Consider the following 20,068-nt stretch of genomic DNA (forward strand, 5'->3'; position numbering starts at 1 on the left):
AACTTCCCCTCCTGTTCGTTGTCCCCTAAAAGCCTATTTCCGACCCTGTGCGAGGCGGGTAAAGCCACGCTTTATCGACTGTCTAGCCATTGCCACGAAGGGCCAGAAATCGTCCGCGGAAAGCCAGGCGAGTTCGTCTGCCTCCCGTACGGCCCGCAGCCATGCGGTGCAGGTTCGTTCGCGTCCGGCGCGAAATGCGGGGTAAATGTCGTAGTTTTCCACCAGAAAAGTTCGCCCATGGACGAAACGGGCCGGCGGTATGTGTTCCCCGGACAGGTGCAGGTGCATGGCGCGCACGAGGTCGAGCCCGCGGCCGTCGCCGAAGAGACGGAACTGCGCGCCGAGTCGCGGGTTGAAGTCGACGAGGTAGTACACGTCCTCGGCGGCGTCGTAGCGGAAGTCCATGTCCAGCACGCCGCGGTAGCCGAGCGCGGCGGCCATGCCGTGCGCCACGTCCTCGATCGCGGGATTGGGCAGCGCCCTGCCGTACGTGGTGAGGCCGGCGCCGGGCGGGTAGGCGCGCTCCTTCCGTCCCGTGCCGCCGAACAGGCAGCTGGAGTCCTCGTCGTAGTAGCCGTGGAAGAACCAGTCCGAGGTGGGCCCGCCGGGCACGAAACGCTGCAGCAGCAGGTCGCAGTCGAAGCCGTGCCCGAGCAGCCCGTCCGCCTGCTCGGGCCGGTGGATCAGGCTGGTGTTGCGCAGGCCCGCCTGCCTGGGCAGCCGCCACGGCTGGGCCCACTTGGCCACCAGCGGCAGGCCGAGGTCGGCCACGGCGGCGGCGATGTCGTCCGGGCAGGTCACGACGCGGGTCTCCGGCTGCGCCACGCCGAGTGACGTGCACAGGGAGGACAGCGCGGCCTTGTCGGCGAGCCGCCGCGGCAGGCCCGGCGCCTGGCCGGGCAGCAGGAAGCAGTGGCTGAGCTCCGCCGCGTGCTCGGCGACGGCGATGGCGCCGGCGTCGTCCATGGCGACCAGGACGGCCCTGCGGCCGATCCGCTTGGCCACCGCGGTCAGCGTCTCGACGACCTCTCCGCCCGGTGGCCAGGTGTACATGCGGCTGAGGTATTTCGATCGGGAGACGGGTGCGTGCCGTCCCTCGATGATTCCGTGCACTTCCACTCCGGCCCGGCCAAGGGAGCGAATGGCGCCGAGTGTTCCGTGGTGAAAGATATTGTCGTCCATCCGCAGCACTAGTGCGGGAACGGTCGTATCAAGCATGTCGTGCGTTCCATTCCAAAAGTCAAACGCCTCATCTCGGACATTTCTCGGCAACTCGCGAGTCGGATATTGGCTTTTTCGCCGAGCGGGGTATATACGGTGAGACCTGAGACGACATATAGGGACGTTCGCAATGACCGCCAAAAAGGGATACGTGCGCTGTCTTTTCGCGATGCTCGCCGGATCGGCCGCCATGGCGTGGCTTTCCGCGAGCAGCCGCGTCGACGGCGCGCAACGTGAAGAGCCCGAGCACAGACCCGCCGCGCTCGGTGTCTTCCTCGCCTCCGACGAGCGAGGTCCTCAGCGGCTGCCCGGCTTCGAGGCCTGGCTGGGCGCCGAGGTGACGGTCGGCCGTACTTATCTGCCGGGGGAGTCCTGGGACGCGCTGCAGGGGCCCGGATTCATCCTCGAACCGTGGCTGCGCTGGCGCGCCGCCAAGCCGGGCAGGATCCTGGCCCTGAACGTGCCGATGATCACCCCGAACGAGAACGAGATGTCCGACGACGAGGTGGCCGTGCTGCTCCGCGCGGGCGCGAACGGCGCGTTCGACCCGTTCTTCGAGCGCCTGGCGCAGAAGCTGGTGGCGGGCAACGCGGCCGACACCATCATCGTGCTCGGCTGGGAGATGAACGGCACCACCTACTCCCACCGGTGCAAGCCGGATCCGGACGCGTGGAAGGCCTACTGGCGGCGCGTCGTCACCGCCATGCGGTCGATCCCCGGCCAGCGCTTCCGCTTCGACTTCGCGCCCGCCCGCGGCCGCGACGCCATCGAGTGGACGACGTGCTACCCGGGTGACGACGTCGTCGACATCATCGGCATGGACAGCTACGACATGGAGCCGGGCAAGACCTTCTCCCACTACGTCGAGCAGCCGTACGGCCTGCAGGCGCACGCCGACTTCGCCGCCGAGCGGGGAAAGCCGATGTCGTTCCCCGAGTGGGGGCTCTTCCACCACGGCGACCGGCCCGGCTTCGTACGCCGGATGCTCGACTGGATCGCCACGCACAACGTCGTGTATCACTCGATCACCGACTACTGTCCGCACGGCGTCTGGCAGTGCTCGTCGAACCCGAACTCCTCGGAGCTCTTCCGGACGATGGTGCAGTCGCAGGTCCGCGCGACACTTACCCCGCTTCCGGCGACACCGACCCCGGAGATCCCGACGCCCGTGCCGAGCCCGTCCGCGACCGCACCCGGCACGCCCGACCCGACGCTTGCCCCGACGTCTGGCACGGCGCCGTCCTCCACGCCGGAGCCGGTCACGGGACCGGCCACGACGGGGCCCGAGCCCACGGAGCCGGTCACCACAGGCCCGGTCGTCACGGCCCCGGCCACGCGGGACCCGGCCGTACCGACCCCTCTGGCGCCGACCCCGGTCATCCCGGCCCCGGTCACGCCCTCGCCGGTGCTGCCCGTCGCGCAGGCCCCCGGCGCACCGGCCGAGGTCCCCGCCAGCCCGGTCCCGCGGCCGATGCCCGCCCCGCCGCCCACGCCGCCGGTGCCTGCCCACCCGCCGTTCGCCGTTCGCAGCGTGTGCTGGGCGAGCTCGCCGAAGGCGACGGCGGCGTCGAAGGCCGCGGAGCGCGCCGCGGCGGCCAGCCCCTCGGCCGCCGCGAGGCCCGGCTGCGAGAGCCTGAGCAGCAGGGCCTCGGCCAGGGCCGCGACGTCCTCCGCCGGTACGGCGGCGCCCACGCCGTCGCCGACCAGCTCGGCCAGGCCCGGCACGTCGTAGCAGACCAGCGACCGCCCCGTGGCCATGGCCTCGAGGGCGGTCAGCGGCAAGCCTTCCCAGCGCGACGGCAGGACCACCACGTCGGCGGCGACATACCAGGGGCGGACGTCGGCCACGTCGCCGACGAAGCAGACCCCGGGGACGTCCAGCGCGCGCAGCTCGTCGTGCAGGTCGCCGTCGCCGACGAGCACGAGCCTGGCCTGCGGGCAGTCCTCGACGACCCGCTCCCATGCCGACAGCAGCAGGTCCTGCCCCTTCTGGCGGGTGATCCTGCCGACGCACACGGCCAGCGGCGCCGACCAGAGGATGCCGTGGCACTCCCGCGCCGTCGCCCGTTCCTCCTTGCCCGCCGGGCGGAACCGGCGCAGGTCGACGCCGTTGCGCACGACCACCTGGTCGCCGCCCACGCCGTGCCGGCGCGCGAGCGCCGCCTCTCCCTCGCCGACGCAGACCGTCAGGCCGGTCCAGCGGGCGGCGCGGCGCTCCCACGCCAGCGCCGCCCTGGCCACCAGACCCCGGCCGGCCAGCCATGACCAGCCGTGCGGCTGGAAGAGGGTGGGGATCCGGCCGCGGATCGCCGCCCTGCCGGCCAGCCCCGCCTTCGACGAGTGCAGGTGGACCGCGTCGGGCGCGAACGCGTCGACCAGCCGGCGCAGCCGGCGGATCGCCGCCAGGTCGCGCGGGCCGGGGTCCCGTCCGGCGGGCCAGTCGAGCCAGGGCACGCCCAGCTCGGCCAGCCGTCCGCGCAGCGGTCCCGTTCCAGGGCACGCGACCGCGACCTGCCAGCCGCGCCGTACCTGGTCGGCCGCCGCCGCGGCCACGTACGCGCCCACGCCGCCGTCGACGGGCTGCGTCACGTGCAGCACGCGCGGGCCCGTGGACGCGGCGCCCTTCACGCCTCGGCTCCACTCATCGCGGGAGCCTTCTTCTCGTCAGGAGCGGCGTCCGGCTCCCGCCTGCTCCTGGGACGCACGTACGGCGCCCCCAGATAGAGCAGACCGGTGACGAGCGCCGCCGCCGCGCCGCCGACGCTGATGTTGACCAGCAGCACGGGCGACGACGGCGAGGTGGCGACCGAGGCGGTGGCGAAGCTGGTCAGCCGCACCCTGGTGTCGGCGGCGTGCCCGTTGGCGTAGAGGATCAGCGCCGAGGCGGCCTGGTCTGCCCGCGCGGCCGCGTCGAGCGCGGTCGCGGCCTGCGCGGTGAGCCTGATGATGGGCGCGTCGGGCGAGGCCGTCGCGCTCAGCGTCCCGCCCGCCTGCTCGTTGCCGATGATGAAGGGCTGGACGGCGATCCTGGTGTAGGCCTGGGCGAAGTGCACCGCCTGCGCCATGTCGCCTTCCGACACCACCACGACGTAGGCGTCGGAGGTATAGACGGGTTCCTTGGCCAGCGAGTAGAACAGTCCCCCCAGCACACCGAACAGCAGCGACAGCGGCAGCCACAATCGCGCCAGCCACTGCGTCACCTGAGCCCGCTTCGATGTCATCGCTACTCCTTGTCGGCGGCGGCGCCCAGCAGGCGCCGGTAGAGCGCTTCCAGTTGGGCGACCTGATGTCGGATGTCGTAGAGCCGGACGGCTCCAGGAGGCGCCAGCCGGGCGGGCCGCGTCGCGGCCAGCGTCCTGATCTCGGCGCCCAGCCCGCCCCCTGGGACACGCCGCGCTCCGGGCGCGGCGTCAGGGGGCAGGTCGTCGATGGCGGGGCAGGTGTCGTACAGGACGGGCAGCCCCGCGGCCAGCGCCTCGACGACGGCCAGGCCGAACGTCTCCTCCTGCGAGGGCGCGGCCAGCACGTCCATCGCCGACAGCATGGCCCGCATGTCGGCCGACTCGCCGGCGAAGACCACGCGGCGCTCGACCCCGAGCGCGCGGGCCAGATCCTCGAGCCGCCGCCGCACCGATCCCGTCCCGACCAGCAGGAGGAACGCGTCCTCCAGGCCCTTCATGGCCTCGATGAGCAGGTCGAAGCGCTTGCCCGGCTCCAGACGGCCCACCCCGCCGACCACGAAGGCGTCCTGGGGCAGCCCGAGCCGGGCCCTGGTCCGCTCCCGCAGCCGGGGGTCGTAGCGGAACGCGTCGGCGTCGACGCCGTTGGCGATCACCACGATGCGCGAGCGCGGGATCCCCCACGTGGCCAGCCGTTCGGCCACCGACGGGGACACCGCCACGGTGGCGTGGCCGAGAAGCTCGCTGGCCAGGTAGAGCTGCCTGATCGGCATGGTGATGCGCCGGCCCTCGATCCGCTCGTCCCCGAGCGAGTGCTCGGTCGCCACGATCGCGGGGACGTTGGCCAGGCGCGCGGCCAGCCTGCCGTACACGCAGGCCCGGTACAGGTGCGCGTGGACCACCTCGAACCGGCCCGCCCGCATCAGCCTGGCCAGCCGGCCGACCGCCCGCAGATCGCGGTTGCCGCGCATGCCGAGCTGGTGGACCGGGACACCGCTCGCGCTGATGGCCTCGGCCACCACGCCGAGCCCCGTCAGCACGGCGACCTCACACCGCGCGCTCATGTACGGCAGCAGCGTCCGCAGTTGCTGTTCGGCGCCGCCCGCCGCGAGTCCGGTGATGACGTGCAGGACCTTCACGACCCCCACCGCATCCGGTGTCGCAGCCGCTTGGCGTGCAGCCGCAGCGCTCCGTCACGATCGCCGATGTAGGTGCGCGGCAACGCGTGGACGCCGGTGACCTCGGACTTCCAGATGGCGCACGCGTAGCCGTAGCCCGCGTCGCGGACGGCGGCCACCTCGCGGGCGCCGACGTGGCCGTACGGGTAGCAGAAGCCGGTCACCGCGGTGCCGGTGATGTCCTCCAGCCGCTCCTTGCTCGCCACCAGCTCGTGCGCGAGCTCGTCGTCGGACAGGGTGGGCAGCGAGCGGTGCCCCACGGAGTGCGAGCCGACCTCCATGCCGAGGTCCGCCATCCTGCGCACGTCGTCGGCGTCCATGAGCGGCTTGCGCGGGTATCCGGAGTCCCAGGCGTTGTGGCCGCCGAGCTCACCTGTGACAGGGAAGACGGTGGCGGTGAAACCGTGCTGGAGGAGGACGGGGACGACCTCGCCGGCGAAGTCCGCGTAGCCGTCGTCGAAGGTCAGCCCGACCAGGCGGCGTGCCGTACCCGGTCGCCGGGCGGCGAGCAGGTCGCGCATCGCGACCCCGCGCAGGCCGCGGCCGGCGAGCCAGCGCATCTGGGCGGCGAACCGGTCGGGTGAGACGGTGACGAGCAGCGGGTCGCTGTCGTACTTCGTCACCGAGTGGTACATGAGCACGAGCGGCATGGCGGTCACGAACGACCTCGAATCCTGATCATCCTGTTGATCTCCTCAGTTCCCGTGAGTGCTGTCACGGCGCAGAACGTCACCGCCATCGCGAGCGCGGCGAGCACGAGCGCGGCCGCCGACGGCAGTCCTTCCAGCAGCGAACGCGTCCCCCACCCGGCGGCGGCGGTGACGGCGGCGGCGACGAGCAGGCGGACGGCGGGTCCGGCGATCTCCCGCACCGGCATGCCGACGGCGGGGCCGCGCAGGCCGGCCAGCAGGATCACCGCCGTGAGCGTGATGCCCGCCGCGTTGGCCGCCGCGATGTCGGCCGCCTCCGCCGACGGCGTGGCCAGCGCGATCGTGGCGGCCAGGCCCGCCATCATCGCCATCGCGGGGAACCAGCTCGGGCGCGAGCCGCAGAAGAACACCCTGCAGACGACGCCGACCACGGCCTGGCCGAGCAGGCCGAGCGCGTAGATCCGCATGATCTCGGCGGTCGCCGCGGTGTCGGCGTCGGTGAAGGCGCCGTGCTGCAGCAGCAGCCGCACGATGTCGGGCGCGCACACCACCAGCACGGCGGTGGCCAGCAGCACGATCGCGGCGGCGGCCAGCAGGTCGTCGGTCAGGCGCCGCCGGGCGGCGGCGACGTCGCCCGCCGTGATGGCGCGGACCAGGTGCGGGAAGCTCACCGTGGCGACGACGAGCGAGAGCATCATCGGCACCTGGGCGATCTTCTGCGCGTAGTTGAGGTGCGAGATGGACCCCTCGGCGAGCGACGATCCGACGAAGCGCTCGACGAACACCTGACCCTGACGCTCCAGGGTGAAGGCCGCGACGGGGACGAACGCGCCGAGCGGCAGCAGCATCCTGGCCGCGGGCCGGCGCGGCAGGCCGAGCCTGCGGACGAACGAGGGCGCCTGGACCAGCACCATGCCCAGCCCCCCGATCGCCACCCCCACCGCCGCGGCGGACACGCCGAGGTCGTGGAAGCACCACACGCACGCGACGATGCCCACGTTGTAGGCCACGGTGACCGTGGCGGGCGGCCCGAACACGTCGTTGGCGCGCAGGGCGGCGCTCGCGTATCCCGCCAGCCCGAACATGAGGATCGTGACCGAGGTGAACCGCATGCAGCCGACCGCGAGCGCGGGGTCCGCGATGCCCGGAGCGAGCACGCCGACCAGCCAGGGCGCCCCCGCCGCCGTCACCAGGCTCAGCGCCAGCAGCGCGACGCCCATGTGCGGCAGCGTCGCCGAGATCAGGTGTCTGACGTCGTCGTCCAGCTCCGCCGCCCTGCTGAACAGCGGCACCATCAGGAACGCCATGGCGCCCTCGATCAGCAGCGGCGCCGCGGTCTCCGGCACCATCCACGCGACGAGGAAGGCGTCGGTGCCCGAGTCGGCGCCGAAGGTCCTGGCCATGAGCAGGTCGCGGCCGAACCCCAGCAGGAACCCCAGCCCGACCAGCACCGCGGTGAGGCTGGCCGCCTTCAGCCCAGGCGTGCCGGTGGACGTCATCGCGCCCACCCGCCCGCGGCCCACGAGAGCCCGACGCCCAGCACCACGGCCGTGACGAGAGTCGGCAGGCCACCGATGTCGGAGTAGGCGAAGTCGACGCTCACCCAGGTGAGCAGCCCGGCGACGACGAGCCCGGCGCGCGTGACCGCCCACAGCAGGAGCGCCGCGAGCATGAGCGTGAAGGCGACGAGCCCCAGCACGCCCTGCTCGCTGAGCACCAGCAGGTACATGTTGTGCGGCGACAGCAGGGGCTGGCGCTGGAAACCGTGCACGGGGTCGTCGGTGTCGCTGCTCGACGACAGGCTGGCGGGCGCGTAGCTGTCGCGCAGCGCGGCGAACCTGCGCGGGCCCACGCCGGTCACCGGGTGGTCCCGCCACATGCCCGCGGCCGTCCGCCACAGGTCGTAGCGATCGTTGACCGACTGGTCGGGCTGGGTGACCGACGAGGTCATCGACGTGATGCGCTGGCCGATCGTGTCGGCGCCCACGCCGACGCCGAAGACGAGCAGGACTCCTGCCGCGGCGGTCACCATGATCACGCGGGCCGCGGTCCGCGTGCCGTACATGACGAGCATGACCAGCGCGGCGCACGCCATCGCCAGCCAGGCGCCGCGGCTCAGCGACAGCACCAGCGGTACGGCCAGCAGCGCCGCGCCGGCCAGCGCGGCGCCCCTGGACCTGCCCCGCAGGGTCAGCCCCGCGCCGAGCAGGACGATCGCGCCGTAGCTGACCACCGTCGCCATCCCCATGACGTCGAGGGCGCCGAACGTGCCCACGGCCCGCACCCGCTCGCCCCCGTAGGACGCGCCCGTCCCGGTGAGCGTCTGGTAGCAGCCGATGACCCCCTGGACGGAGGCGGCGGCCACCAGCGCGCCCCCCACCAGCCAGGCGTCGACCCTGTCGCGCAGCGTCACCACGACCGCCAGCGGGATCAGCACGAAGATCTGGATGTGCCTCAGGTGTCCCGGCAGGCTGGTGAACATGTCGGGTGAGGCCAGCGTCGCGATCGTCGCCGCGAGGACGACGGGCACGAGCACCAGCGCGCGTCCCGGCAGCGTCGCGCGGCGCGCCGCCAGGCACGCCGCGGCCACGAGGATCAGCCCTACCGACGCGATGTCCGCCGCCGTCACGTGCGCGGCGGCGGCCTGGTCGGCCCGCCCGTCGGGAAGGCAGGTCAGCAGGACGGTCAGGGCCGCGAGAACGCTCGGCCTGCGGACCAGGGTGAGGGGACGCCGGAGGCGGGTGAACACGACGCGCATTTCCTAACTGCCACCAGGGCGAAGCAGGGACCACGCGGTCCTGAGCATGATCTTGAAGTCGGTTCTGAGGGACCAGTCGTCGATGTAGTGGTTGTCGAAGCGGGCCCGGTCCTCGATCGAGGTGTCGCCGCGCAGGCCGTGGATCTGCGCCCAGCCGGTGATCCCCACGGGCACCCGGTGACGCAGGTGGTAGCGCGGCGTCGAGCTGGAGAACTGGTCGACGAAGAACGGGCGCTCGGGCCGCGGGCCGACGATGCTCATGTCTCCCTTGAGCACGTTCCACAGCTGGGGCAGCTCGTCGAGGGAGGTCTTGCGCAGTGCCTTGCCCACGGGGCCGAGCCGGTGGTCGTGCGCGATGCTCCAGCGGGTCGCCGACTCGTGGGCGTCCACGGGCTTGAGCGTGCGCAGTTTGATCAGCTCGATCGGCTCGCCGCCGTAGCCGACCCTGCGCTGCCTGAACAGCACGCCGGGGCCGATCTCCCAGCGCACCACCGCCGCGCACACGGCCAGGATCGGTGCGCTGATCAGCAGGCCGACCATGGCGGCCGTGATGTCCAGCACCCTCTTGAGCGGCCAGGTCACCCGGGCCTGGGGGGCGGGACGCATGCGCAGGAGGGTGAAGCTCCGCACGTGCTCGCGCAGCGGGACGAAGTCGACGATGACGTCGCCGGGCTCCGGTGCGAAGTAGACCGCGCACCCGAGCGACCTGGCCGTCCTGGCGGTCGCCTGGTCGTCCTGGCCCGCGATGACGACGGCGCGCACCCCGTGGTCGCGCAGGATCTCGCGCAGGTCGCCCGGCTTGCCGAGCACCGGCAGCCGCAGCTCGGATTCCTCGCCGTCGTTGATGAAGCCGATCGGCAGCAGGCCGTACTCGGGATGGCCGAGCAGGGTGACGGCCAGGCGCTGCCCGTGCCGGTCGGCGCCCACGATCACGGTGGGCGTGGTGACGCCGCGCCGGCGGGCGCCCCGCACCACGGAATGGAAGACGCATCTGCCGCAGAAGGCCAGGAAGGTGAAGAGCAGGCAGGTCAGGGCGACCACCGTCAACGACGTGCTTCCCCAGAAGGCGGCGAGCGACGCGGCCAGCCCGGAGCCGGCCAGCCAGAACCCCCGGTCGAGGCTCGACGGCAGGATCCGCGGCTCGTAGCCGCGGCCCGCCGCGTTCACCGCCACCACCAGCGCTCCTGCGAGGGCGACTCGCGCGGCCCCCTGTCCGGCCGCCAGCGAGGTGACGGTCATGCACGCCAGGTCCATGCCGACCAGGCCGAGAGGTTGGACTGCCGCCCAGCGTCTCGACCGTCGGTGCCCCGCCCGTTCCCTGGCATGGCGGTCATCCCTAACAGGTACAGCCATCATTTCTCCGGAATAAATCACCTTAAGTCGGGCATGCGTTAATTGCCCGACTAATCCAGTCAAGGATCACCGGCGGCTCTTGTGAGTCTCTTGTCTTTGCTCTTGACGAGGTGCCGATATTTGCCTCCGCATTGCGCGAGAAATGCCGCAACAAAGGCCTTGATCGTAGCCCTCCGGCAATCATCGTTTCCGGCACCGTGCAGGGGAAACGGAAGATTGGCAGGCAAGATTTCATTGACAGTGAGTTGGTGCGGGAAATACCAGTTACTCGTTTATGGTCCCGCGAATGCCGATCGCGGCCGGTAGGCGCCGGCCGCGATCGGGGAAATCACCGTTATTCGGAGCGGATGGAGTGTCTACCGCCGTGTCGGCGGAATCCGGCCCGGCACCGGACGATCGCCCGACGGACGCGACCACCACACGCCCGTGCCCCCGGTCAGCGCCGGCAGCTGCCTCTTGACCTCGTTGACCGAACGGGCGGGCAGCGACCCCGTGACAAGCGTGGGAGAGGTGTCGGCCAGCTCGGCGCCCAGCGCGGCCAGCCTGGCGACGACCTGACCGAGCGCGGCGGAGGGGATCTCCACCTCGAAGGCATGGCACGGCTCGAAGACCCTCGTGCCCGCGCGGGCCAGCGCCGACCGCAGCACGACGGGCGTCAGGCCGCGGAAGTCGCCCGCGGTGCTGACCGGCGACGCGTAGCCGGATCTGGTCAGCGTGACCGTGCAGTCGACGACCGGCCAGCCGTACCGGCCCTCGCGGAGGGTGGCGCGGACGGTGTCCTCGATCGCCTGGTCGAAGCTGGGCGGGAGCGCGCCCAGCTCCACCTCGCGCCGGAACGTGAAGCCCTGGCCCGGCTCGACGCGCAGACCCACGGTGGCCCAGAAGTGGTGCACGGCGTGGTCGTCGATGTCGGCCACGTCCGCGCCCACGCCGACCGGCCGCTCCAGGTAGACGGGCGTGCTGTCGGCGAAGACCGCCTCGACGCCGAACTCGTCGCGCAGCCGCTCGGCCAGCACCTCCTTCTGCACCTCGCCGTAGAGCAGCACCGACGAGCCGCCGCCGGGCAGGACGCGGGTGCTGATGAGCGGGTCCTGCTCGGCCATCCAGAGCAGCGCGGAGTGCAGGCGCGCGGAGTCGGCCGGGTCGACCGCCCGCACGACGGTCTCCAGGCCCGGCGGCGCGAACGCGGAGGTCTCGCCGCCCTCGTCGGACAGCCGGTCCCCGACACGGGCCCGGTGCAACCCCCAGACCTTGGCGATGTTGCCGGCGGTCAGCGTCGGCTCCTCGGCCGCGCCGACCACGCGCAGCGCGGTGACCTGGCCCCCGGCCAGCTTCTGCCGCGGGCGCACCTCGCCGGAGAACAGCCGCAGATAGGCGACCTTCCGCCCGGCCTGGTCGCGCTCCACCGCGAAGATCGTGCCCGACAGCCCCTCCCCCCTCGGCGCGGGCACCGGCAGCAGGTCGCGGATGCCGCCGAGCAGCTCGGCCACGCCCTGCCCGCCGACCGCCGACCCGTGGAAGACCGGGTGGACCTCGCAGCCGGCCGTCCGTACGGCCAGCGTCTTGAGCAGCTCGTCGTGGCTCGGCACCCGGCCTTCCACGAGCGCCTCCAGCAGCGCGTCGTCGTGGTCGGCCAGGGCTTCGGCGTCGATCGGGACGGAGACGACGCGGCCCTGCCGTACCCGGTTCATGGCGATGACGGGCAGCCCGGCGAGGATGTCGCGCTGGAGCGCCCCCCTCCTGTCGATCTTGTTGACGAACAGGAGCGTGGGCAGGCGCATCTTCTTCAGGGTCTTCAGCAGGACCCTGGTCTGCGCCTGGATGCCCTCGACCGCCGAGATCACCAGGATGGCGCCGTCGAGGACGCCGAGCGCCCGCTCGACCTCGGCGACGAAGTCGGCGTGGCCGGGGGTGTCGATGAGGTTGACCCGCAGACCGCCGATCGTGAAGGCGGCGACGGCCGAGCGGATGGTGATGCCGCGGCGGCGCTCGATCGCCCCGCTGTCGGTCTGGGTGTCTCCGCCGTCGACGCTGCCGAGCCGGTCGATGGCGCCCGCGTCGAAGAGAAGTCGTTCGGTGAGGCTGGTCTTACCCGCGTCGACGTGCGCGAGCACGCCGATGTTCAGGGTGGTCATGGATGCGTGGAACCTCGACAGGAAGAAGGACAGGACGCTGGGGTGCCGCGAGGCTCTGCCGCATCTGGTCCTCCCTGAGGTTCGTGGGCCTCCTATCGTGCCGCCGCGCGGCCCGTCGAGTCGACCGGTTTTTCCGCGGTCACCTGCGTACCTGGGCCTCGAGCGCGCGCATGCGCGCCGACGCCAGCTCCAGCACCATGCGGGTGGCGGGGGAGAGCGCGGGCCCGTGCACGATCGCGAACGTGTCGTGCAGCGGCGGGTCGAGCGGCGCCCACCGCAGGTTGCCGGGCAGCCGGTCGGCCAGCCGGTGCAGGACGCCCCGCCACGTCACCGTCGCCGCCAGGCCGCGCGCCGCGATCTCCAGCGCCATCTCGGGATCCTCCACCTCCACCCGGGGCCGCAGCACCTGGCCCGCCGCCTGAAGGGTGCTGGTGAGCGTGCGGCGGGTGGTGTCCTCCTCGCGCCAGCTGATGTTCGGAAGCACGAGCGGGCGGGCGGCCAGCTGCTCGGGCGTGACGGGGTCCGAGGGCTCGGTGCTGACGAAGACCAGCTCGTCACGCAACACCGGCGTCACCGACAGCCCCTCGTCGGCGACCGGCACGGTCGCGACCGCCGCCTCCAGCCGGCCCCTGCGGACGTGGTCGAGCACCTCGGCCGAGTTCTGCCCGATCAGCTCGACGCGCACGCCGGGATGTCGTTCGAGGACGTCGGCGACCAGATCGGCGCCCAGGTAGAAGCGGGCCGTGCCGAACAGGCCCAGCCGTACCGTGCCCGTCAGCATCTCGCGGACCGCGGCCACCGCCCTGCGCGCCTCGTCCACCGCCGCGATGGCGGCCAGCGCGTGCGGGCGGAGCGCGAGCGCGGCCTCGGTCGGCACGACGCCCCTGCCCACACGCAGGAAGAGCGACACGTCGAGGTGCTGCTCCAGCAGGCGCACCTGCTCGGAGATGGACGGCTGGGCGTAGCCGAGCGCCGCGGCGGCGGCGGTGAACGAGCCGTGCTCGAAGGTGGCCAGGAAACAGCGCAGCTGGTGCAACGTGGTCATAGAGGTAATTCCTGCGGATTCCAAAGGAAAGCAAGGCTACCTCGATGGCTCCAGCCTGCCTAGGTTGCCGGGCATGGGAGTGCTGTGGTGCCTGATCTCCGCCGCGGCGTTCGGCCTGTCGCCGATCTTCGCCAAGGAGGCCTACCAGTCCGGCGCGAGCGTGACGGAGCTGCTGACCGGCAGGTTCGTCATCGCCGCCGTCGTGCTGTGGGCCATATGCGCCTGGCGCAGGCCCGCGCTTCCGACGAGAAAGGTGATCGCCACCGCGGTGGGGCTCGGCGCCGTCGGCTACGCCGTCCAGGCGCTGTGCTACTTCGGCGCGGTCGCCAGGATCGACGCCTCGCTGGCCGCGCTGCTCCTCTACACCTTCCCCGCCCTGGTCACCGCCCTGGCCGTGGCGCTGCGCAGGGAGTCGCTCGACCGGCGCAAGCTCGCCGCGCTCGCCTGCTCGGCCGTGGGCCTGGTGCTGCTGCTCGGCCTCGGCGGGGTGGCCGAGGGCGGGACCACCGGCGTGCTGCTCGCGCTCGGCGCGGCCGTCGCCTACTCCCTCTACCTCACCGTCGCCGACGGCCTGCCCGCCGACGTCGACGTCTACCTGCTGTCGGCCATCGTCTGCACGGCCGCCGCCATCACGCTGGGCTTCGCCGGCGGCTTCCAGGTGCCGGCGACCGCCGAGGGCTGGCTGTGGACGGGCCTGCTCGGCCTGGTGTCCACCGTGCTGGCCATGGCGACCCTGTTCGTGGGCGTGCGGATGCTCGGCGCGCCCACCGCGGCGATCCTGTCGTGCGCGGAGCCGGTGGTCACGCTGCTGTCCACGTCCCTCGTGTACGGCGAGATCCTCACGCCGGGCCAGCTCGCGGGCGGCGTCGCGGTCCTGACCGCGGTGCTGGTGCTGCGGCTAGACCTCGACTTTGTACGGCAACGCCAGCTCGTCGGCAGGCACGCCCCTGATGCCCCAGTTCACAGCGGGCATCTCGATGATCGTTAGCTCGATGTCGTCGGTCGTGATCCCGAGGGCCGGAGCCTTCGCGAACACCTCGCGGATCAGCGCCCGCTTGGCCTCGTCGCTGCGCCCGGTGAAACAGACGATCTCCACGATGAGGTAGCCGTCGCCGCGCTGCGGGCAGATCAGGTCGTCGGCGTCGAGCAGCAGGAAACGGTGGAACCTCTTGTCCTCCGGCAGCCCCCACGCCTTCGTGACGCACGCGTGCAGCAGGTCGGAGACCTCCCGCTGCCGCCCCGCCCACACGTCCCGCCGTCCGAAGACCTTCACCTGCGCCATGTCGGGCACTATACAAAAGTGGTACGTATCCTCCTCGCCGATGACGAGGCCATGATCAGGGCCGGGGTCGGCGCGATCCTCAGCGTGGACCCCGCCTTCCAGGTAGTCGCGGAGGCGGGCGACGGCAGGCAGGCCGTCGACCTCGCGATCAGTCACCGGCCCGACGTCGCCCTGCTCGACATCCGCATGCCGAAGCTCGACGGCCTCGCCGCCGCGGCCGAGATCCGCCGGGTGGCCCCCGCCACGGCGGTCATCATGCTCACCACCTTCGGCGAGGACGACTACATCGCCAAGGCGCTCGACGTCGGCGCCAGCGGCTTCCTGCTCAAGGCGGGTGATCCGCGCGAGCTCATCGCGGGCGTCCACGCCGTCGCCGGCGGCGCCGCCTACCTGTCGCCCAAGGTCGCCCACCGGGTCATCACCCAGATCAGCGGCGGCAGGATGGGGCGCGGCGCCCACGCCCGCGACCGGATCGACGTGCTCACCGAACGGGAGAAGGAAGTGCTCGCCCTGGTCGGCGAGGGGCTGTCCAACGCCGAGATCGCCAGGCGGCTGTTCATCGTCGAGGGCACCGTCAAGGCCTACGTCAGCACGATCCTCACCAGGCTGGAGGTCCGCAACAGGGTGCAGGCGGCGATCGTCGCCTACGAAGCGGGCCTCGTGATCGGGGTCACCGGGGACCGATAGCCTGGCCTTGATGTACCGACTCCTGTTCACGCAGGTCTTGCGGCGGTTCGACGCCGAGGCCGTGCACCACGCGACCGTCAGAGCGCTCGCGCTGCTCTCCACGTTGCCGCTGCTGAAGCGGCTGCTCCACCGGCTTCTCGCACCCAGCGATCCCGCGCTGCGGGTGACGGCCTTCGGCGTGCACTTCCCCGGGCCGCTCGGGCTCGCCGCCGGGTTCGACAAGGACGCGGCCTGCGCCGAGGCGCTGTCGGCGTTCGGCTTCGGCCACGTCGAGGTCGGCACGATCACCGCCCACGCCCAGCCCGGCAACCCGCGGCCGCGCCTGTTCCGCGACCTCGGGAAGCACGCCGTGATCAACCGGATGGGGTTCAACAACGCGGGCGCCCACGCGGCGGCCCGCAGGCTCCGCCGTACCAGGGGCGTGCCCGTCGTGGTCGGGGTCAACATCGGCAAGACCAAGGTCGTGCCGGAGTCCGAGGCGGCGGCCGACTACGTCGCCGGCGCCAAGGAGCTCGCGCCGCTGGCCGACTACCTCGTCGTGAACGTCAGCTCGCCCAACACGCCTGGGCTGCGCAACCTGCAGGCCGTCGAGCTGCTGCGGCCGCTGCTCGTGGCTGTCAAGGAGGTCGCCGACGCCACGCCGCGCCGTACGCCGCTGCTGGTGAAGATCGCGCCCGACCTGGCCGACGCCGACGTCGACGCGGTCGCCGACCTCGCGCTGGAGCTGGGGCTCGACGGGATCATCGCGACGAACACCACCATCCAGCACGGCGGGGAGACCGGCGGGCTGTCGGGGCGGCCGCTCAAGGGGCGCTCGCTCGAGGTGCTGCGCCGGCTGCGGGCGCGCGTGGGCGACCGCCTGACGCTGGTGTCCGTGGGCGGCGTCGAGGACGTCGACGACGTGTGGGAACGGCTGCTCGCCGGGGCCACGCTGGTGCAGGGCTACACGGGGATGATCTACGGCGGGCCGCTGTGGGCCTCGCGCATCCACCGGCAGCTCTCGCGCCGCCTGCGCCGCCACCGCACCACGGTCCCCCAGCTGATCGGCCGTACGGCCCGCTGACCCGCGCGCCCCGACGAGCCCTCGGACGGGCTCGCCGGCGGCGGTGCGGTCTCCCCCTTTCGGGGGTGCCGCGACGGATACTGCTGTCGTAGCTTGTGGCAACCAGCGAGAGGAGTTGCCGCCATGGGCGCGACCAGCAACACCGAGATCTATCGCACGGCCCGCGACCTGCTGCTGAACCTGGGCGGGCGGCACGCCGAAGCGGTCGAGCAGTTCGCCTGGCCGCGGTTCGGGGCGACCTTCAACTGGGCGGTCGACTGGTTCGACGCGATCGCCCGCGGCAACGACCAGACGGCGCTGTGGGTGGTGGAGGAGGACGGCTCCGAGGCCCGCTACACCTACGACGAGATGGCGCGGCGATCGGACCAGGTCGCCGCCTTCCTCGCCGGGCAGGGCGTCTCGCGGGGCGACCGGGTGATGCTCATGCTCAACAACCAGGTCGAGCTGTGGGAGTCGATGCTGGCGGTGATGAAGCTGGGCGCGGTCATCCTGCCGGCCACCACCGCGCTGGGCCCGTCGGACCTGGCGGACCGCATCGACAGGGGCGGTGCCCGCTACGTCGTCGCCAACGCCGCCGACACCGCCAAGTTCGACGAGGTGAAGGGCGACTACACCAGGATCTGCGTGGGTGACGCCCCGGAGGGCTGGGCCGCCTACCGCGACGCGTACGCCGCTCCCGTCCCTCCGGCGAAGCACCCCGGAACCGCGCCCGCGGACCCGCTGCTGCTGTACTTCACCTCGGGCACCACCAGCAAGCCCAAGCTGGTCGAGCACACCCAGGTCTCCTATCCCGTCGGACACCTGTCGACGACCTACTGGATCGGCCTGCGACCCGGCGACGTCCACCTGAACATCAGCTCGCCCGGCTGGGCGAAGCACGCGTGGAGCTGCTTCTTCGCGCCGTGGATCGCCCAGGCGACGATCTTCGTCTACAACTACGGCAGGTTCGACCCCGCCGCCCTGCTCGACCAGATCCGGCGGGCCGAGGTGACGACGTTCTGCGCGCCGCCCACCGTCTGGCGGATGCTGATCAAGGCCGACCTGTCGGGCGGCCCCGGGCGGCTGCGCGAGGCGGTGTCGGCCGGCGAGCCGCTGAACCCCGAGGTGATCGAACAGGTCCAGCACCACTGGGGCCTGACCCTGCGCGACGGCTTCGGCCAGACCGAGACCACGCTGTCGGTCGGCAACATTCCCGGCATGCCGGTCAAACCCGGCTCGATGGGGCTGCCGGCGCCGGGCGTGCCGGTGGTGCTGGTCGATCCCATCACGGGCGAGCCCGCCGACGAGGGCGAGATCTGCATCGACCTGAGCCGCAGGCCGGTCTCGCTCATGACCGGCTACCAGGGCGACGAGCGGCGCCACGCCGAGGCCATGGCCGGCGGCTACTACCACACCGGTGACGTGGCCGCCCGCGACGCCGACGGCTACATCTTCTACGTCGGGCGCACCGACGACGTGTTCAAGGCCTCCGACTACAAGATCTCGCCCTTCGAGCTGGAGAGCGTGCTCATCGAGCACCCGGCCGTGGCGGAGGCGGCCGTCGTGCCGTCCCCCGACGAGGTACGGCTGGCGGTGCCCAAGGCGTACGTGGCGCTGGCGCCCGGCTGGGAGCCCGGCAGGGAGACCGCGCTGGCGATCCTGCGCCACGCCAGGGAGAAGCTGCCGCCGTACCAGCGGGTGCGCCGGCTGGAGTTCTTCGAGCTGCCGAAGACGGTGTCGGGGAAGATCCGGCGGGTGGAGCTGCGCGGCCGGGAGGAGCAGGCTGCGTCGGGACAGAGCGCTCTGCCCGAGTGGCGGGACGACCAGTTCCCCGAACTGCGCTCGTGACGCTCGGCGCCGCGGTGGCATGGTGGTCACCGGGGAGGTGAGGGGGGCCGGGAGCCCCCCCCGAGCGAGCTTGCCCTCAGATGCTGGGCCGGGTCGAGGTGGCCGACTGCGTCTTCTCGTCCAGGCGCTCCATCGCCGACGCCACCTGCACCGTCGCGGGCCGGTGCGGGCGCCCCTTCTGCCACGGGCGCGGCCCCGACAGCGGCCGGTACTCCACGCCGAGCGCGTCGAGCCGCCCCAGGTGCCGCTCCAGCCGTGCCATGAAGTCGGAGCCGGCCTCCCCGCTCCACGCCACCTCGGCCAGCGCGCACGTCCGCGGCCACGCCCGGTAGTCGAGGATCCGGGCGTCGGGGATGCGCTCGCTCCACAGCTGCCCCTGCAGGCCGACCACCCGCTCCCGCTCCTCCGGCGCCCACGAGGACGGCGCGGGCTCGAAGGAGGCGACGTCCGTCACCGTGATCGTGTCGCCGATGGCCATGGGCTCGTCGGAGGACGAGGCCTCGGCGTAGTCGAAGTACAGCGGGAAGACGGGGGTCGCGATCACCGAGTGCCCGGCGGCGGCGGCCCTGCGGCCCACGCCCATGCCGCGCCACGGCATGACCAGCGTGTCCTGGCGGAGCGTGCCGCTGACGAACGCCTCGTCCCACACCACCGCCCGCGCGCCGCGCTCGGCCAGCACGTCGGCCAGTCGCCGCAGGAACCAGGCGTGCAGCGCGCCCACGTCGGCGAGCCCGAGCGACTCCCGGTAGGCGCTGATCTCCGCCGAGGCCTCCCAGTCGTCGAGCACGCACTCGTCGCCGCCGACGTGCACGTACGGCGTCTCGCCCAGCGCCCCCAGCAGCTCGTCGAAGATCGTGGTGAGGAAGTCGACGGTCGCCGGCAGCGGCGACAGGATGGCGGGGGAGATGCCCCACCGGTCGAGCACCTCGAACGGCTCGCCCGTCGCCCCCAGCGCCGGGTAGGCGGCCAGGATGGCGCTCGCGTGGCCGGGCACGTCGATCTCGGGGACCACCACGATCTGGCGCTCCCTGGCGTACTGCGCGATCTCGGCCAGGTCGTCGAGCGTGTAGTAGCCGCCGTGCGGGATCCCGTCGTAGGTCGACTCGTCGCGGAAGTAGTTGGTGGCGGTGCGCGCCCGGTGGGAGGCGACCTCCTGCAGGCGCGGGTAGGCCCTGCTCTCCACCCGCCAGCCCTGGTCGTCGACCAGGTGCAGGTGGAGCCGGTTGAGCTTGTGCACGGCCATCAGGTCGATCGCCCGCAGGACCTCCCGCTTGGGCAGGAAGTGCCGGGCCACGTCCAGGTGCAGCCCGCGCCAGCTGTGGGCGGGGAAGTCCTCGATGCGCACACCCGGCACCACCCACGCCGCGGCCGGTACGGCACTGCGGTAGGTCGCGTCGGGAAGCAGCTGGTGCAGCGACTGCGCCGCGTAGAACGCGCCTGCCCTGCCGCCCGCGGTGATCTCGACGCCGCGGGAGCCGACGACCAGGCGGTAGGCCTCCTCGCCGAGCGCGGGGTCCAGCCTGACGTCGACGGCGCCCGTGTCACCGGGGCGCAGGTCGAGGATCGGCAGCGCCCGCCGTACGGCGTCGGCCAGGTCGGCGGGCCCCGAGACGGTGGCCCCGACGGTGAGCTCGTAGGAGCCGGACAGCGCGGACAGAACAGTCGGGCGAGGCAGCAGCGTGTTCATGCC

17 protein-coding genes and 1 pseudogene are annotated in these 20,068 nt (G+C 72.3%); 5 read left to right on the forward strand and 13 right to left on the reverse strand.

All coding sequences use genetic code 11. From position 1 onward, the window contains the following. Positions 1-33 precede the first annotated feature (33 nt). Entirely contained in the window at positions 34-1,053 is a 1,020-nt protein-coding gene (locus ACWENQ_RS10405) for a carboxylate--amine ligase (RefSeq protein WP_452413749.1), read from the reverse strand. A 522-nt stretch (positions 1,054-1,575) separates the two neighbouring features. Then, positions 1,576-1,854: a hypothetical protein gene (locus ACWENQ_RS10410; protein WP_452413751.1), complete on the reverse strand. Its 279-nt coding sequence runs from the start codon at positions 1,852-1,854 to the stop codon at positions 1,576-1,578. Between ACWENQ_RS10410 and ACWENQ_RS10415 the strand changes: the two are divergent. Next, a pseudogene (locus ACWENQ_RS10415) lies at positions 1,844-1,996 on the forward strand (glycosyl hydrolase family 26); the annotation flags it as partial. The gene ACWENQ_RS10410 and the pseudogene ACWENQ_RS10415 sit on opposite strands and share 11 nt — an antisense overlap. Positions 1,997-2,253: 257 nt before the next feature. Here ACWENQ_RS10415 and ACWENQ_RS10420 read toward each other — a convergent pair. The 9 genes from ACWENQ_RS10420 to ACWENQ_RS10460 all read right to left on the reverse strand — a co-directional run bounded on the left by ACWENQ_RS10420 (position 2,254) and on the right by ACWENQ_RS10460 (position 13,519). Next, a complete protein-coding gene (locus ACWENQ_RS10420) occupies positions 2,254-3,849 on the reverse strand; it encodes a glycosyltransferase (protein ID WP_452413753.1) in 1,596 nt (531 codons plus the stop codon). Then, complete coding sequence (locus ACWENQ_RS10425) at positions 3,846-4,442, reverse strand: hypothetical protein (protein WP_452413754.1); 597 nt, start codon at positions 4,440-4,442, stop codon at positions 3,846-3,848. Before ACWENQ_RS10425 ends, ACWENQ_RS10420 begins: the two co-directional genes overlap by 4 nt. 2 nt (positions 4,443-4,444) lie before the next feature. Next, positions 4,445-5,539 carry a glycosyltransferase gene (locus ACWENQ_RS10430; RefSeq protein ID WP_449921560.1) on the reverse strand — a complete coding sequence of 365 codons (1,095 nt, stop codon included), beginning with the start codon at positions 5,537-5,539 and terminating at the stop codon, positions 4,445-4,447. Continuing rightward, positions 5,536-6,228: a polysaccharide deacetylase family protein gene (locus ACWENQ_RS10435; RefSeq protein ID WP_449922139.1), complete on the reverse strand. Its 693-nt coding sequence runs from the start codon at positions 6,226-6,228 to the stop codon at positions 5,536-5,538. The genes ACWENQ_RS10430 and ACWENQ_RS10435 overlap by 4 nt, the downstream gene beginning before the upstream one ends. Before the next feature lie 5 nt (positions 6,229-6,233). Then, positions 6,234-7,727: a lipid II flippase MurJ gene (locus ACWENQ_RS10440; RefSeq protein WP_449921559.1), complete on the reverse strand. Its 1,494-nt coding sequence runs from the start codon at positions 7,725-7,727 to the stop codon at positions 6,234-6,236. After that, a complete protein-coding gene (locus ACWENQ_RS10445; RefSeq protein WP_452413756.1) occupies positions 7,724-8,977 on the reverse strand; it encodes an O-antigen ligase family protein in 1,254 nt (417 codons plus the stop codon). Before ACWENQ_RS10445 ends, ACWENQ_RS10440 begins: the two co-directional genes overlap by 4 nt. A gap of 12 nt (positions 8,978-8,989) precedes the next feature. Beyond that, positions 8,990-10,225, reverse strand: a complete 1,236-nt coding sequence (locus tag ACWENQ_RS10450) for a sugar transferase (RefSeq protein WP_452413758.1) — start codon at positions 10,223-10,225, stop codon at positions 8,990-8,992. Between the two features lie 470 nt (positions 10,226-10,695). Further along, positions 10,696-12,474 carry a GTP-binding protein gene (locus tag ACWENQ_RS10455; RefSeq protein ID WP_452413760.1) on the reverse strand — a complete coding sequence of 593 codons (1,779 nt, stop codon included), beginning with the start codon at positions 12,472-12,474 and terminating at the stop codon, positions 10,696-10,698. A gap of 139 nt (positions 12,475-12,613) precedes the next feature. Continuing rightward, positions 12,614-13,519, reverse strand: a complete 906-nt coding sequence (locus ACWENQ_RS10460) for a LysR family transcriptional regulator (RefSeq protein WP_449921549.1) — start codon at positions 13,517-13,519, stop codon at positions 12,614-12,616. A gap of 73 nt (positions 13,520-13,592) precedes the next feature. Between ACWENQ_RS10460 and ACWENQ_RS10465 the strand changes: the two genes are divergently transcribed. Continuing rightward, positions 13,593-14,507, forward strand: a complete 915-nt coding sequence (locus ACWENQ_RS10465) for a DMT family transporter (RefSeq protein WP_452413762.1) — start codon at positions 13,593-13,595, stop codon at positions 14,505-14,507. On the opposite strand, the gene ACWENQ_RS10470 is transcribed toward ACWENQ_RS10465, so the two are convergent. Next, complete coding sequence (locus ACWENQ_RS10470) at positions 14,418-14,801, reverse strand: tautomerase family protein (RefSeq protein ID WP_354919921.1); 384 nt, start codon at positions 14,799-14,801, stop codon at positions 14,418-14,420. The genes ACWENQ_RS10465 and ACWENQ_RS10470 overlap by 90 nt on opposite strands. A gap of 18 nt (positions 14,802-14,819) precedes the next feature. On the opposite strand from ACWENQ_RS10470, the gene ACWENQ_RS10475 reads away from it, so the two are divergent. The 3 genes from ACWENQ_RS10475 (at position 14,820) to ACWENQ_RS10485 (ending at position 18,378) form a co-directional block, all read left to right on the forward strand. After that, the gene (locus ACWENQ_RS10475; protein WP_354919923.1) at positions 14,820-15,488 is read left to right on the forward strand and encodes a response regulator transcription factor; all 669 of its coding nucleotides are present in this window, start codon (positions 14,820-14,822) and stop codon (positions 15,486-15,488) included. 10 nt (positions 15,489-15,498) lie between these two features. Beyond that, positions 15,499-16,551, forward strand: coding sequence for a quinone-dependent dihydroorotate dehydrogenase (locus ACWENQ_RS10480; protein ID WP_354919926.1), 1,053 nt, complete (start codon positions 15,499-15,501; stop codon positions 16,549-16,551). 123 nt (positions 16,552-16,674) lie between these two features. After that, positions 16,675-18,378, forward strand: a complete 1,704-nt coding sequence (locus ACWENQ_RS10485) for an AMP-binding protein (protein WP_452413764.1) — start codon at positions 16,675-16,677, stop codon at positions 18,376-18,378. 76 nt (positions 18,379-18,454) lie between these two features. Here the strand turns inward: ACWENQ_RS10485 and ACWENQ_RS10490 are convergent, their stop codons facing one another. Next, positions 18,455-20,065, reverse strand: a complete 1,611-nt coding sequence (locus ACWENQ_RS10490; RefSeq protein ID WP_452413766.1) for a beta-N-acetylhexosaminidase — start codon at positions 20,063-20,065, stop codon at positions 18,455-18,457. Positions 20,066-20,068: the final 3 nt, after the last annotated feature.

This window comes from Nonomuraea sp. NPDC004354 (assembly GCF_053602555.1).

Coding starts and splice junctions, on each gene's coding strand:
- ACWENQ_RS10485 (WP_452413764.1), top strand. CDS start 16,675: ATGGGCGCGACCAGCAACACCGAGATCTATCGCACGGCCCGCGACCTG.
- ACWENQ_RS10465 (WP_452413762.1), top strand. CDS start 13,593: ATGGGAGTGCTGTGGTGCCTGATCTCCGCCGCGGCGTTCGGCCTGTCG.
- ACWENQ_RS10470 (WP_354919921.1), bottom strand. CDS start 14,801: ATGGCGCAGGTGAAGGTCTTCGGACGGCGGGACGTGTGGGCGGGGCGG.
- ACWENQ_RS10455 (WP_452413760.1), bottom strand. CDS start 12,474: ATGACCACCCTGAACATCGGCGTGCTCGCGCACGTCGACGCGGGTAAG.
- ACWENQ_RS10450 (WP_452413758.1), bottom strand. CDS start 10,225: ATGACCGTCACCTCGCTGGCGGCCGGACAGGGGGCCGCGCGAGTCGCC.
- ACWENQ_RS10480 (WP_354919926.1), top strand. CDS start 15,499: ATGTACCGACTCCTGTTCACGCAGGTCTTGCGGCGGTTCGACGCCGAG.
- ACWENQ_RS10460 (WP_449921549.1), bottom strand. CDS start 13,519: ATGACCACGTTGCACCAGCTGCGCTGTTTCCTGGCCACCTTCGAGCAC.
- ACWENQ_RS10425 (WP_452413754.1), bottom strand. CDS start 4,442: ATGACATCGAAGCGGGCTCAGGTGACGCAGTGGCTGGCGCGATTGTGG.
- ACWENQ_RS10405 (WP_452413749.1), bottom strand. CDS start 1,053: ATGTACACCTGGCCACCGGGCGGAGAGGTCGTCGAGACGCTGACCGCG.
- ACWENQ_RS10435 (WP_449922139.1), bottom strand. CDS start 6,228: ATGCCGCTCGTGCTCATGTACCACTCGGTGACGAAGTACGACAGCGAC.
- ACWENQ_RS10490 (WP_452413766.1), bottom strand. CDS start 20,065: ATGAACACGCTGCTGCCTCGCCCGACTGTTCTGTCCGCGCTGTCCGGC.
- ACWENQ_RS10440 (WP_449921559.1), bottom strand. CDS start 7,727: ATGACGTCCACCGGCACGCCTGGGCTGAAGGCGGCCAGCCTCACCGCG.